This is a genomic window from Marinomonas phycocola, assembly GCF_047525455.1.
Classification (GTDB): Bacteria; Pseudomonadota; Gammaproteobacteria; order Pseudomonadales; family Marinomonadaceae; genus Marinomonas.
In genome coordinates, this window is sequence record NZ_JBLIXL010000013.1 from 16500 (window position 1) to 31135 (window position 14636).

Annotated in this window: 10 protein-coding genes; 9 read left to right on the plus strand and 1 reads right to left on the minus strand. The window is 40.1% G+C overall.

From position 1 onward, the window contains the following. The first annotated feature begins 6 nt into the window (after positions 1 to 6). The 4 genes from ACMUMJ_RS10720 (at position 7) to ACMUMJ_RS10735 (ending at position 3637) form a co-directional block, all read left to right on the plus strand. Positions 7 to 306, plus strand: coding sequence for a YcgL domain-containing protein (locus ACMUMJ_RS10720; RefSeq protein WP_414678826.1), 300 nt, complete (start codon positions 7 to 9; stop codon positions 304 to 306). Next, entirely contained in the window at positions 306 to 785 is a 480-nt protein-coding gene (locus tag ACMUMJ_RS10725) for a YcgN family cysteine cluster protein (protein WP_414678827.1), read from the plus strand. The genes ACMUMJ_RS10720 and ACMUMJ_RS10725 overlap by 1 nt, the downstream gene beginning before the upstream one ends. Before the next feature lie 117 nt (positions 786 to 902). After that, positions 903 to 2798 carry a VWA domain-containing protein gene (locus ACMUMJ_RS10730; protein ID WP_414678828.1) on the plus strand — a complete coding sequence of 632 codons (1896 nt, stop codon included), beginning with the start codon at positions 903 to 905 and terminating at the stop codon, positions 2796 to 2798. Positions 2799 to 2857: 59 nt separating this feature from the next. Continuing rightward, complete coding sequence (locus ACMUMJ_RS10735) at positions 2858 to 3637, plus strand: class II glutamine amidotransferase (RefSeq protein WP_414678829.1); 780 nt, start codon at positions 2858 to 2860, stop codon at positions 3635 to 3637. A gap of 240 nt (positions 3638 to 3877) precedes the next feature. Here ACMUMJ_RS10735 and cysK read toward each other — a convergent pair whose 3' ends face one another. Next, positions 3878 to 4843 carry a cysteine synthase A gene (cysK, locus tag ACMUMJ_RS10740; protein WP_414678830.1) on the minus strand — a complete coding sequence of 322 codons (966 nt, stop codon included), beginning with the start codon at positions 4841 to 4843 and terminating at the stop codon, positions 3878 to 3880. 218 nt (positions 4844 to 5061) lie between these two features. Between cysK and hrpA the strand changes: the two genes are divergently transcribed. The 5 genes from hrpA to ACMUMJ_RS10765 all read left to right on the plus strand — a co-directional run bounded on the left by hrpA (position 5062) and on the right by ACMUMJ_RS10765 (position 14609). Beyond that, positions 5062 to 8976, plus strand: coding sequence for an ATP-dependent RNA helicase HrpA (gene hrpA, locus ACMUMJ_RS10745; protein WP_414678831.1), 3915 nt, complete (start codon positions 5062 to 5064; stop codon positions 8974 to 8976). A gap of 9 nt (positions 8977 to 8985) precedes the next feature. After that, positions 8986 to 9801 (plus strand): MlaA family lipoprotein, encoded by an 816-nt coding sequence (locus ACMUMJ_RS10750; protein ID WP_414678832.1) that lies wholly within the window; start codon positions 8986 to 8988, stop codon positions 9799 to 9801. Positions 9802 to 10060: 259 nt separating this feature from the next. Next, entirely contained in the window at positions 10061 to 11536 is a 1476-nt protein-coding gene (gene ilvC, locus ACMUMJ_RS10755) for a ketol-acid reductoisomerase (RefSeq protein WP_414678833.1), read from the plus strand. A gap of 187 nt (positions 11537 to 11723) precedes the next feature. Then, positions 11724 to 13151: a molybdate ABC transporter ATP-binding protein ModF gene (gene modF / locus ACMUMJ_RS10760; protein WP_414678834.1), complete on the plus strand. Its 1428-nt coding sequence runs from the start codon at positions 11724 to 11726 to the stop codon at positions 13149 to 13151. Between the two features lie 168 nt (positions 13152 to 13319). Beyond that, positions 13320 to 14609 carry a hypothetical protein gene (locus ACMUMJ_RS10765; RefSeq protein ID WP_414678835.1) on the plus strand — a complete coding sequence of 430 codons (1290 nt, stop codon included), beginning with the start codon at positions 13320 to 13322 and terminating at the stop codon, positions 14607 to 14609. Positions 14610 to 14636 lie beyond the last annotated feature (27 nt).

Genomic DNA, 14636 nt, shown 5'->3' on the forward strand with positions numbered 1-14636 from the left:
ACTTTAATGAACATAATGAATCATTTGATTATTGAAATTTTCCGTTCATCTCGCAATAGCGACATGTTCTTGTATGTTAAAAAAGCAGAAGGTCTAAAGGCGGTGCCTGAAGTGCTTATGGATCGTTTTGGAAAGGGCACGAGTGTTATGACTATGCTCCTTAAGAAAGATCAAAAGTTAGCAAGAGCGGATGCTGAAAAAGTTATGGAAGATATTGAATCAAAAGGTTTTTATTTGCAGCTACCTGCGGCTAAAGAAGAATATTTGCTCGATTTATATAAAGCCCCAACGGAAGCGGTGTATTAATGATAGCAAAGCGTTATGAACCTTTTTGGAAAACAACTAAGCTTGAAGATATGACTTCAGACGAATGGGAGTCGATCTGTGATGGTTGCGGCAAATGTTGTTTGCAAAAAATTGAAGACACCGACACCCAAGAAATCTTTTTTACCCGTTTGTCTTGTGCTCAGTTAAATATAAAAACATGTCAATGCAGTGTTTATTCAACGCGTCAGGAGGTTGTACCTAACTGCATAACACTGACTCCGGACAGTATTGATCAGTTTAAGTGGTTGCCGGACTCTTGCAGTTATCGAGTGTTGCAGTCAACAGGTGAATTGCCTAATTGGCACCCTTTGATCGTTGGTAGTCAAAAAGAAATGGTTCTTCAAGGGTTAACTGTGACTAAATATGCAGAAAATGAAACAACAGTTGATGAAGAGGATTGGGACTTACATGTTATTCGTTGGGTGCATGGGCTGCCAGAATCTTATCGGGTAGGGTGAGGGTTATCTTAGTTTTTTAAGTGAGTCGTGTAATGTTGTGCTAAGAAGTCTTGAGCGAACTTAGGGCTCTAATTAGGGCTTTACTTGATAATATCAAACCTAACGGAGTGGATTCTTGTGTATATCAAATTAGTTCTGAAATTATTGACCCTAATTGGTGTGTTTGCTTTTAGCTCGTCTCTTTATGCGGCAACGCAATTTAGAGTTATTGTCGATGCATCTGGGAGTATGGTTATCAGTGACCCTGATAAGCTGACTTCTGAATCGTTGCGTTTGATTGCGGATCTTGCTCCAGAAAAAGAAACGTCTTTAGGGATCTGGCTGTTTGGGGAGGAGCCGAGAGTGCTTTTGCCTGATGCAGCTGTGACACCTGAGCATCGACAAAAATTGGCCTCTTATGTTGATTCTTATGTTACCTCTGATCTAAAAACAGATCTTGAGGCCATTCTTGATGTATTGCTTAAGGACGAAATTACTGGGCAAAAAGAGTCAGAAAAGCACTGGATTCTTGTGACTGATGGCATGGTGGACATTAGTTTAGAGGATGAAATTAACGGAACCTCTAGAGAAAGAATTAAAGGTGAACTGTTAGATGAATTGGTGAAAAGAGAAGTATACCTTCATACAATTTCTATGACTGGACACACAGATAAGAAGCTGCTGAAAGCATTGTCGAGTAAAACTAATGCGACCCATACTGAAGTAGCCTTCCCTGAAGACTTGCTGACTGCTTTTAACAAAATATTTTCATTGAGCTCTGATTCAGATCAAATTCCATTTGAAGGAAACTCGTTTTTTATCGATGAAAGTATTGATGAATTTACCCTACTTGTATTTCATGCACCTAATGAGAAGTTTCGATTGTTTGATGCTAAAGGCAGAATGAATCTATCTAACTCCAAGCAAGTTAAAAGCGAGAATCGAGAATATTACTCTCTAGTGACTGTGGTTGACCCAATAGTAGGGACGTGGAACGTCGACAATGTTAATACTGGAAAAAGTACAATACGCGTTATCACAGATTTAAGCGCTAAGGCCAATTCAATCCCAACAGTTCTTTTTCAAAATGAATCTTTCTTTTCTGAGATTGGGCTCTATCAAGACAATGAACTGATTCAAGACCAGGCTTTTTTGGATGTCATTCAAGTGAGTAAATCTCTCAATAAAAAGAATGGTGAAGTGATTGATTCGATTAGTCAGTTGGATGATATCCCTCAGTTGGATTTTAAATATAAAAATACATTTGATGGGTTATTGTCTGAAGGTGGCTATGAGTTAGTCAGTTTTGTTGATGGTGGCAGCTTTACAAGAAAAGTTGTACAACATATTTCTGTTGTTAGTCCTATTGAGCTTGAGTTGAAGGTCAGTGGTGTAGGCATAATGAGCTATTCGGTGAAACCGACTAACTTGAGGTTGGATATTTTAAATAGCCGCTTGGTGTTGGAAGTAACGTCCTCAGAAGGTGTGGTTACTGAAAGCGAGTTGCCTGTTGTTGCTCAGGGTCATTGGGAAAAAGTCGATTTTGATCCTGAGAAAATTTTCTCTGTGAGAGTGAGATTGGATGCGGTGACTCAATCTGGTGGCCGCTTTACCTATTGGTCTAATTATTGGGACGTAGACCGAACCCAAGCGGTTGCAGAGATAGTGGAGCGTTTAGATAAACTGGGGAATAAAGTGTCTATCGCTCAATTTGAGTTAGACAGTCAAGATGCTGTGCCTGTATTTACTTCATCATCGCTGGAAGTAAGTGAAGTGCTTGATGAGAGTGGTTCTGAAGGTGCAGATTTTGGTGATAGTACGCTAAATATCAGTGTGGACCCGAGTTTTGAAGAGACGGCTGATCGAATATTTCAAAATGTGTCAGACTGGCAAGAGGAGATAGTGACAGAGCGTGATGTTTGGTTTTATGTGCTTATTAATCTTGGAGCCGCGTTTATTTTTGCAACAGTGTATTTTTTATATCGTCGGATGAAGAGAGATGTCGCTGCTAATGTGATGAGTGAAAGTGATTAATTGGCCTGTGTTTTACGGTCTCTCTCAACTTAGATGTGTCAATGTGTGTGTGAACGTGTATGTGTGAATTATTGGGAATGAGTGCAAATGTTCCAACGGATATTTGCTTTAGTTTTGCTGGTTTAATGGCCAGGGGTGGGCGCACAGGGCCTCATAAAGACGGCTGGGGCGTGGCGATGTATCGCCATGGCCAAGTATGGTCAATTCACGACCCTCGACCAAGTGCCGATTCAGATATGGCGGATGTGATTAGCCGTACGTCGTTGAAGTGTGAGGTTGTAATCAGCCATATACGTCAAGCCAATGTTGGTGAAGTGTGTTTACCGAATACTCATCCGTTTTCAAGGCAGTTATGGGGAAAGACATGGAGTTATGCGCATAACGGTCAATTGACCAATTCAGAAAGCTTGTCTGTTAATCGATTTATTCCTATTGGAACGACCGATTCAGAGCGATCTTTTTGTTGGATTCTAGAAAGCTTATCGAATGAGTTTGGTGATGCGATGCCAAATGAAAACGAGTTGTCGAAAGCGTTGTGTCGTTTGGCTAAGCATCTTAAGTCTATGGGGGTTTTCAATATGATGCTATCTGAAGGAGATTTCTTGTTTTGTTATTGTAGCACCAAATTGCATTGGATTACTCGTAGAGCACCGTTTAAAAAAGCCACCCTATCAGACGAAGACATTACGATTAACTTCTCCGAAGTAACCACAGATAAAGACGTGGTGACGGTCATTGCAACCCAACCATTAACTACAAATGAAACGTGGCAACAAATGCAAGAAGGCGAGTTTATCGGCTTTCGTGCAGGTGAAGTGATTTATAACTCCTTATATTAATAGCTCCATCTACCGTTGCTTTAAAGTACGAAATACTGAGTGGTTGAATTGCATCATGCTCGCCTGATCTACGTAATGTTTATGTGATTTAAGAGAGTAAGTTAAAAAAGCACCCTGACATTGGTTAACGTCAGAGTGGTTTTTTTAATGCAGCGGTACGATTTTATTCTTTCTACAGCCTTCCTATTAGTCCAGTCCTTCGATTGTAATGGTGTAGTTAGGGTAAAAAAGATAAATAATTTACTGCACAGTTTCGTTTTCGGAGAACTCACCTTCAAACAACGCTGTAGACAAGTATCTTTCCCCTGAATCAGGTAGGACAACAACAATTTTCTTATCTGCAAATTCTTCTAATTGAGAAAGTCTTTCCGCGGCGGCAACAGCGGCACCGCAAGAAATACCGCATAAAATGCCTTCTTCACGCATTAAACGCTTCGCCATTGAAATAGAGTCTTCATTGGTAACTTGTTCAACACGGTCTACCATATCAAGGTCAAGGTTTTTAGGAATGAAGCCTGCGCCAATGCCTTGGATTTTATGCGGAGAAGGTGTCAAATCTTCGTTATTCATCGCTTGTGTAATAACAGGGGACGCTGTTGGTTCAACGGCAACACTTAGGATGGCTTTTTTCTCAACGTTTTTAATATAGCGACTTACACCTGTAATCGTGCCACCTGTGCCAACACCAGCAACAAAAATATCAATCTCGCCATTAGTGTCTTTCCAGATTTCAGGACCCGTTGTTTTCTCATGGATTTCTGGGTTTGCTGGGTTTTCAAATTGCTGTAGTAAAATGAAATCAGGGTCTTCAGCGATTTCTTTGGCTTTTTCAATAGCGCCTTTCATGCCTTTTGCTGGTTCCGTTAGGAGAATGTTTGCGCCGAGTGCTTTCATTACTTGGCGTCTTTCAAGGCTCATGCTGGCAGGCATGGTTAATGTAATCGGATAACCACGGGCCGCTGCAACGAAACACAGTGCGATTCCTGTATTACCACTTGTTGGCTCAACCAGTGATTTACCTTTTGTTAGTGTGCCTTTTTTCTCTGCATCCCAAACCATATTGGCACCAATACGACATTTAACAGAAAAAGCTGGGTTTCTAGATTCAATCTTTGCCCAGATATTGCCATTGCCAATTTTGTTTAGTCGAACAAGTGGGGTGTTACCAATGGTTAGGGAGTTGTCTTCAAAAATAGTGTGTGACATGAGTGGTTTCCTTTACTGTAGGTAGAAATAGCCTGAGTAGGTAAATTATTTCTTTAAAATACCAGCTTTATAGCCATCAAGGTGACGAGCTTAAAGTCTTGTTTTTAGACACTATAACCTCTTGATAAGGTTTAGTGATAGAATTTGCAACCATATCTATATAAGAATGCTCCATAACACGGTGATTACACTTATTTATCAATAGGTTGTAATTATCAATGAGCGTAAGTAAAAAACAGGATTCCATTTTGTTAGACATTGAAATACAGACTTTAATGACTCGTGATCGTCATTTCATTAAGCAGAAGCAACACACTATCGCTAAACGAAAAAAAACAGGTGCGCCGTGCGATCGTTTAGAAAAAGATTTGGATAAGATTATTGCAAAGTCGAATGCGACTTTTCTCGAAAGACAGGCTTTGGTTCCTGATATTACATACGATAATGATTTGCCTGTTGCGGAACGGGCTGAAGAAATCATTGACGCGATTAAAGAGAATCAAGTCATCATCATTGCGGGTGAAACCGGATCGGGTAAAACCACGCAATTGCCTAAGATGTGTTTGCAAGCGGGTCTTGGTGTGGCTGGGTTAATTGGTCATACGCAGCCACGACGTATCGCGGCTAGAAGTGTCGCGGACAGAATCAGTGATGAACTGAATGTGAATCTTGGGGAGCAAGTCGGTTTTCAAATTCGCTTTAATGATGAGAGCGGTGAAAAAACCCTAATAAAGTTGATGACAGATGGGATTCTGTTGGCTGAAATACAACAAGATCGCTTTTTACAAAAATACGATGTCATTATTATTGATGAGGCGCATGAGCGAAGTTTAAATATCGATTTTTTATTGGGGTATTTGAGTCGTATTTTACCGTCTAGACCCGATCTTAAGGTGATTGTGACCTCTGCAACGATCGATGTTGAACGCTTTTCAAAACATTTTAACAACGCGCCAATCATTGAAGTATCAGGACGCACCTTTCCTGTTGAGGTTCGTTATCAGCCGTTATTGAATAAAGGAGACTCTGAAGAACTGGATGCGGATCAAAGCATGGAGCAGGGGATTCTTGATGCGGTTGAAATTCTGATTCAAGAGGAGAAATCGACAGGCTATCGAGGCGCGGGTGACATTCTTGTGTTTTTACCAGGTGAAAGGGAAATTCGAGAAACGGCGGAAATTTTGCGCAAAGCCGAGCTGCGAAACACTGAAGTCTTGCCTCTGTATGCCCGTTTATCCAGTAGTGAACAGCAACGTATTTTCAAATCTCATTCTGGACGGCGCGTTGTGTTATCTACCAATGTCGCCGAAACATCGTTGACCGTACCAGGTATTCGTTACGTTATTGACCCTGGTCTGGCTCGTGTGAGTCGTTACAGTGTTCGTTCTAAAGTTCAGCAATTACCTATTGAAAAAATCAGTCAAGCCAGTGCTAACCAAAGAGCGGGGCGTTGTGGACGTGTTGCGGAAGGCATTTGTATTCGTTTATACGATGAAGCGGATTTTACGAGCCGAAGTGAGTTTACCGATCCTGAAATTTTTAGAACCAATTTGGCGTCTGTTATTTTACAAATGGCCAATCTTCAACTGGGTGCCGTAGAAAAATTCCCGTTTGTAGAAATGCCTGATCAACGCATGATCAATGATGGTTATCAAGCGCTTGTAGAATTGGGCGCACTCAAAAACAGTAAATTAACGCCTATTGGTCGTCAATTGGCGAAATTACCAATCGATCCAAAACTTGGACGGATGTTGGTTGCAGCGGCAGAAAAAAATGTGCTTAAAGAAGTTGCCATTATTGTCAGTGCGCTTTCTGTGCAAGATCCAAGAGAGCGCCCTCAAGATAAAAAAACGCAAGCCGACCAAGCGCACGCCCAAGATAAAGACGCAGATTCAGACTTTGTTGTACTGCTCAATTTATGGGAGCGCTATGAATCTCAAAGACTGGAATTGTCTCAGAATCATTTGCGTCAGTATTGCCGTAAGCAGTTTTTGAATTTTATGCGCATGAGAGAGTGGCGAGACATTCACCGCCAGATTTTATTAGCCTGTAAATCGCTGGGGTTCAAAGAAGTTACCCGTGAAGAAAAAGACTACGAAGCCATACATCGTTCTTTGTTGGCCGGTTTGTTTACTCAAGTAGCAAATAAGCTGGATGAGACAAAAGAGTTTCTAGCTTGTCGTGGTAGAAAACTGCACTTATTTCCCGGTTCAATGTTGTTCAAAAAGCCACCTCAATGGGTTGTATTAGCTGAATTGGTTGAAACGTCGAAATTATTTGGACGGGTGGTGGCTAAAGTTGATCCTCAATGGATTGAAGAGTACGCGGAACCATTTGTAAAACGTCAATATTTTGATCCTCATTGGGAAAAGAGCCAAGGGCGAGTTGTGGCAAATGAGCAGGTCTCTTTATATGGGCTGATATTGATAGCAAAACGACGAGTCGATTATGGGCAAGTGTTTGCCACTGAAGCTCGTGAAATTCTGATTCGTTCGGGCTTAGTTGAAGGTGAAATGCGAACTCGTGCCGCCTTCTTTAAATTTAACCAAAAGTTAATAGAAGAAGTAGAAAGCCAAGAAGCTAAGTTAAGAACCCGAGATATCCTTGTGGATGATGAGGTGTTGTTTGATTACTATAACCGCCGTATTCCAGAAGACATTTATAATCAAAAAGGATTGGAATTTTGGCTGAAAAAACAGCCAACGGAATTAAAGCTCACACGCGATGATTTAATTAATCAAAACCTAGAAGCGGATGCTTATGCGTTTCCTGATGACTTTAAGCTAAATGATGTCAAACTTCCTATTGGCTATGCGTTTGAGCCTGGCCAAGAGAAGGATGGGGCGACATTAAAAGTGCCTGTTGGTTTATTAAGGCAGTTGAACATTGATGAATTGAGCTGGGCGGTACCCGGTTTTATTCGTGAAAAATGCGAAGCGTATTTGAGAGCACTACCCAAAGCATTGAGAAGGCGCTTTGTACCGATTCCGCAATTTATTGAGCGTGTTTATCCTAATCTCTCACAAGGGAAAGGGGATTTACTGGATCAATTAACCTTGCAGATTAAACGTGAAACTCTCATTGATATACCATTAAGTGAATGGAATTCGGAACGCTTGGATAAGCATTTAACCTTGACGATTGAGGTTATTTCCGAAAAGGGTAAGGTGCTTGGTTCCGGTAAAGATCTTGCCAAACTTCAAGAAGAATTTGCTAAGCAAGTTGATGAAAGTTTTGCCAAGTTTGGAACCAAAGCACACGAAGTGGCAGGTTTAACTCGCTGGCCTGAGCAAGATGTACCGGAAGATAAAAAACTGTCACAAGCGGGCATTAAAGTGGTGGCTTATCCTGCATTGGTGTCTCAAGGGGATACGGTTTCTGTCAAAATGTTTGACGACAAACACACAGCACAAGATGAACATCGTAAAGGTGTAATTTGTTTGTTGGGGCTTTATTTGCATAAAGAAGTGAAGTATCTGCAAAAAAATATGCCTAATTTGCAAAAATCATTATTAATTTTTGCACCAATTGGCAAAAAGGATGTCTTACTTAATGATTTGCTTCATGCGGTATTGGATAAAGTATTTCTTGACGGAATGGCGTTGCCTCGCTCTGAGTCGGAGTTTTTAGCGCGTATTGATCATCAAAAGAATACGTTAATTAGCGTTGCTAATACCATGGCAACTCAATTGTTTGAGGTCTTATCTTCTTATCAGAAAGTGGCAAAACGGATGAAGGGTAATATTCCATTACCTTGGACTCGTATTTATGGGGATATTCAAATTCAGTTGAGGAATTTGATTTACCCCGGATTTATCAGTGAGACACCGCTTTTTTGGTTGGAACAATTTCCACGCTACTTTAAAGGCATCGAAACGCGCTTGGAGCGTTTTCAGAACCATTTAGCAAAAGAGAATGCGGGAGTGGTTGAGCTTGAAGCTCTGTGGGAGCGCTATCTTAAGCAGAAAAACGCGCATCTGGCGAAGAATTTATACGATCCAGAATTGATGAAGTATCGCTGGATGATGGAAGAATATCGAATTTCTCTGTTTTCTCAGACTGTCGGTACTTTGGAGCCCATTTCCGAAAAACGCTTGTCTAAACAATGGCAGTTGGTTAAAAAATTAGTATAAAGAGGTTTTATGTACACTCAATTTATTTCACGTAGTCGACAGTTATGCAGTGTCGTGGTTTTGTCTTTTGCTTGTTCGCTTGTTTCGGCGGCAGACGCACCTACTGCAACGGATGTAGACGATCCATGGGAAGGCTATAATCGCGCCATGTTTAGTTTCAACTCAGGGCTAGACAGTGTTTTATTAAAGCCTGTTGCAAAAGGCTATAAGAAAGTGGTTCCAACACCTGTACAGAAAGGTGTGAACAACTTTTTTTCAAATTTAGGTGAAGTTAGCAATCTAACGAACAACTTATTGCAAGGTAAGGCAGATGGCACGGCGACTTCCTTCTTTCGTTTTGTAATTAATAGCACAGCAGGTTGGGGTGGTATTTTTGATATTGCGACTGAGCTTGGTCTAACTGAAAAAGAAGAAGATTTTGGTCAGACATTGGGTTATTGGGGAGTTGCTTCAGGGCCTTATGTTGTGTTGCCCTTGTTTGGCCCTTCTACGGTGCGAGACACCGGTAGTTTGATTGTAGATTATACCAATTATGATCCTGTAGCGTTACTTGATCTAACCAGTAATGGTGAATTAGGTCTTACGGCGCTTGATGTTGTTGATTTGAGAGCAGGCTTTCTAGCCGCAGAATCATTAATTTTTGGTGACCACTATACTTTCATTCGTGATGTTTATTTACAAACTCGTGAGAGAGCGGTGAGAGACGGTGAGCCAGTAAAAACTCAGCATGATGTTAATGATGAAGAGGGCAGCTGGGGTGACGATGACAGTTGGGGTGAAGACTCAGAAGAGGATAGCTGGGGTGATGATGTAGATGCGATTTGATAATGTCCGTTTTCATCTAGAGCGAATAATGTAAAGGTAAAAAGCCATTCAATAGAGTGGCTTTTTTATGGGGACGTTATTGGAATCTTTTGTGTTGCGTAAAATGAAATATAAGGTTGATTATATATCAATATACACAAGATTAAACTTATTATAAAGTGACTGCCAATTGGACGTTGGATCGACATGATGCAGCGAAAGTTATTATGTATTTGCTTGAATAAGCAATGACCGTTAAACAAAGTGGAATAAAATAATTATGTCTCAGAACTATTTCAATACATTGCCTTTACGTGAGCAACTTGCTCAATTAGCAAAATGCCGTTTTATGACTATGGACGAGTTTGATGACGGTGTTGAAGCGCTTAAAGGTAAAAAAATCGTTGTTATCGGTTGTGGTGCTCAAGGTCTTAACCAAGGCTTGAACCTTCGCGACAGCGGTTTAGATGTTTCTTACACTTTGCGTGCAGCGGCCATTGCTGAAAAACGTCAATCTTGGAAAAATGCAACGGAAAACGGCTTTGTTGTTGGTACTTACGAAGAGCTTATTCCTACAGCTGACGTTGTTTTAAACCTAACACCTGATAAGCAGCATACTCCAGTTGTTAAAGAAATCATGCCTCTTATGAAAAAAGACGCTTGCCTATCTTACTCTCACGGTTTCAACATTGTAGAAGAAGGTATGCAGATTCGTGAAGACCTTACTGTAATCATGGTTGCTCCTAAGTGTCCTGGTTCTGAAGTTCGCGCAGAATACGTACGTGGTTTTGGTGTTCCAACATTGATTGCTGTTCACGAAGATAACGATCCAAGAGGCGAAGGTCTTGCTTTAGCAAAAGCGTACGCAGTGGGTACTGGTGGTCATAAAGCAGGCGTTTTAATGTCTTCTTTCATTGCGGAAGTAAAATCTGACCTTATGGGTGAGCAAACGATCCTATGTGGCATGTTGCAAACAGGTTCTATCCTTTGCTTCGACAAAATGGTTGAAGAAGGTATCGACGCAGGTTACGCATCTAAGCTGATCCAATACGGCTGGGAAACAATCACTGAAGCACTGAAGTACGGCGGCGTGACAAACATGCTAGATCGCCTATCTAACCCAGCTAAGATAAAAGCATTCGATCTTTCTGAAGAGCTTAAAGTGATAATGCGTCCTTTGTATAACAAGCATCAAGATGACATTATCAACGGCAACTTCTCTAGCGGTATGATGGAAGACTGGGCGAATGATGATAAAAAATTGTTAGGTTGGAGAGCTGAAACGGCTGAGACAAACTTTGAGAAAACACCAGCAGGTGATGTTGAAATTTCTGAGCAAGAATTTTTCGACAACGGCATCCTAATGGTGGCTATGGTTCGTGCGGGTGTTGAGTTGGCTTTCGAAACAATGACGGCTGCGGGCATCATTGCTGAATCGGCTTATTACGAGTCTCTGCATGAAACGCCACTGATTGCGAACACAATCGCTCGTAAGAAACTTTACGAAATGAATGCAACTATCTCCGATACAGCAGAATACGGTTGCTACTTATACAACCACGCTTGCCTACCATTGTTAACAGACTTCATGAAAGACATCAAAACAGATGTAATCGGCAAAGGTCTTTCTACAGATGACAACGGCGTTGATAACGCTCGCCTAATTGAAGTAAATGCGGCACTGCGTAATCACCCAGTTGAAGCCATTGGTGGTGTTCTTCGTGGTCACATGGCGGATATGAAAAAGATCGTTTAATTATATTAAACAGTCTTATTCCTCAAAAAAACCAAGGTATTACTGCCTTGGTTTTTTTGTTTTTATCGTGGCTATATTCAGTCAAGCTGATTGATGGTTACGTCATTTATTTTATTGATTTAATTGGTAGTTTTAAGAAAAATATTTTACATTTAAAGGACAAAATATTTGAGATCAAATCGCCGTAATGACTAATTCAATTGTATTCTCCAATGCCTCTGTTACTTTTGATGAGGGCTTTCAATTAGATTCAATTAATTGGACTATAGAGCCAGGTCAGCATTGGGCTATAACGGGCGCGAACGGCGCTGGTAAATCTGCGTTAGCCGCAACGTTATCAGGGGTAGGGAAGTGCGCTTCTGGTACCATTTCAGGTTTGCCAAACCGGGTGGCAATGGTCTCTTTTGAAGTGCAGGCTCAGATTATTGCGGAAGAGTTGAAAAAAGACGACGCTGATATAATGGATGTCATCTCTGAAGGAACGCCAGTTCGTGAACTTCTTTTACAAGATGGGGCTGACGAGAAGAAAGTTTTACAGCTCATAGATAGGTTTCAATTAGACTACCTACTAGACAGAGCGTTCAGAAAATTGTCTACAGGTGAGTCTCGTAAAGTGATTTTGATTCGAGCGTTAGCCAGTAAGCCAAATCTCCTTATACTAGACGAGCCATTTGATGGTTTGGATACCTTTACCTTATCCCAACTCCAAGCGTATTTATTAACCATCTGCCAATCGATGCAAATCATTTTTGTGCTGAATCGGTTTGATGAGTTTCCTGATTTTGTTACTCATATTGGCTATGTAAATGAAGGGCGGTTAGAGCATAAAATTGAGCGTCAAGACAGCGTCGCTTTTAACAGTTTGTATCAATTAATGCATTTGAAGACCACAGATATAGTCATTCCTAAATCTATTGAATCTCAATCTTCAATTTCTCTTGACTCAATGAAGCCTTTAGTTAAATTAGCTAATATTAGTGTTAAATACGAAGACACAGCTATTATTGAGGGCCTAGACTGGACTATTTATGCTGGAGAGCACTGGCAGCTCAGCGGTCCAAATGGTAGTGGAAAAACTGCACTTTTATCTTTGATCACAGGAGATCATCCTCAATGTTACAGTAATGACATTTTTGTCTTTGGTTTTCAGAGAGGAAATGGTGAAAGTATTTGGGAAATCAAACAATATATTGGTTATGTTTCGACAGCGTTGCAGTGGGAATATCGTGTCAGTACTAATTTGAGAAATGTCATTATCTCGGGCTTTTACGACAGTATTGGTATGTATAATAAGTCCACTGATCAGCAAAAAGTCATTGCAGATGAATGGTTGCAGCTATTAGGAATGGCAAATAAAGCAGATCAACCTTTTAATAAGCAGTCTTATGGCGATCAACGACTGTTGTTGATTGCTAGGGCGATGGTAAAACATCCACCTCTTTTGATTTTAGATGAACCTTGTCTAGGATTAGATGATATGAATCGTCAGTTAGTGTTGGCTTTGATAGAAAAAATCTGTGCGGACAGTGACTCCACAGTATTGTATGTAAACCATCATGCTGAAGATAAAATTGCAGGCATAAAGCATTACTTGGCATTGCGAAAGAATGGGTGAAAGAACCTGTGGTTGTCGGAAATGAGCTTTACGCTCTTTAAGAGAAACTGTCTAAATTGATTGTGATGCTGCTATAGGTATGAATTTAATTTATGATTGATATTCCTTTAAAGAGTGTATTTTTTGCCGATTAACATTTAATGACAATAAATACAAAGGGATGCATTTATGAACTTCACACCGACTAATAATCATTCTTCAGTTAAACCCGTGATATCCAAACAAAGTATACCTTTCGTTCCGACAAACATTCTGTCTGAAAAACATATTCCTGCAAACAGTCAAGACACTTTTTTTATCAGTGAAATGTCAAAGAAAGAGTTCAATGTAGAAAACTGGTTAGAAGAGCCATTACAAGCTGATTTTTCCTCTGAAAAGAAAGATAAAATCACATCTTTGTTTGAAAAACTCTCTGGATATCAACAAAGGACCTTGGCTCGTAATGGAATGGCGAAGGACGATCATTTTTTGTCTGTTACATCTAAAATGAACAGTGATAACTTAGATGCTTTAGTAAATGTTGCCGACTCAATAAAAATTAATGCTCAAGCTATTTACTCAATAGTCAATGAGTATTATAAGCATGGGAAGCGAAGCGAAGAAGAGAAGCTGCAACAGTTTATGGCTGTTTTAAACGAAGTTCCCCCAGAGGCAATGAATAAAATAATCTCACAGGCTGGGCAATATGCTAAAAATGTGAATTTATTTGAAGATAGAGATCTAGTAAAAGACACTTACACGCAAGAGAGTGTTTTGTTAAAAAAAACATCATCGTCTGATGATATACAAAATTTTATGTCTGCTGTGATCGATTCAGAGGATCCTGGATCTTTAGTTGATAAATTGAATCAATTTAGCCCCGATCAGCAAAATAATCTGTTGAACGTGTTTGCACTTGATCAAGATATTGGGGAAAGGACGTTAGACAGTTTGTTGGACAAAAGCGATAAAGTGAAAAACCAAATGTTATCGTTTTTAGGTGATGTTTCTTCAAAAACTAATATTTTTGCTGACCTACCAATTTTTGCAAACAGTCCTTCTGATAAGGCAGCACGACTGAAAGGGATGACGGAATACTCGTTTAAAATGAGTATAGATATGATGAATAAAACGGTTTCTCTATTGGAAAACTTTGACCTTTCTGAAGAGCAGATATTGAAGATGTCGAATGATTTAAAGGGGTTAGACAGAAATGAGCAAATTGCTTATTTAGATATTAGTACTATGGGTCTAGAGAGTTTATTAGAAGACTCATTAGATGATGAATCTGAATTGCCGATTGATATGACTGAACATCAGGATGTGATGAGCTCCATTGAAGCTTTGAGGGAAAACTCTGAATTAAGGAAAGCGGTTAATGATGCACGAACAGGAGAGGACTCTATGTTGAAAATAGAATCAGAGTATCAAGAAAGTGTTATTGGCATGATTTCTATTTTTACTAGTTTATTGAAATGACACAGATTTTTGAACACTACCTAGCTT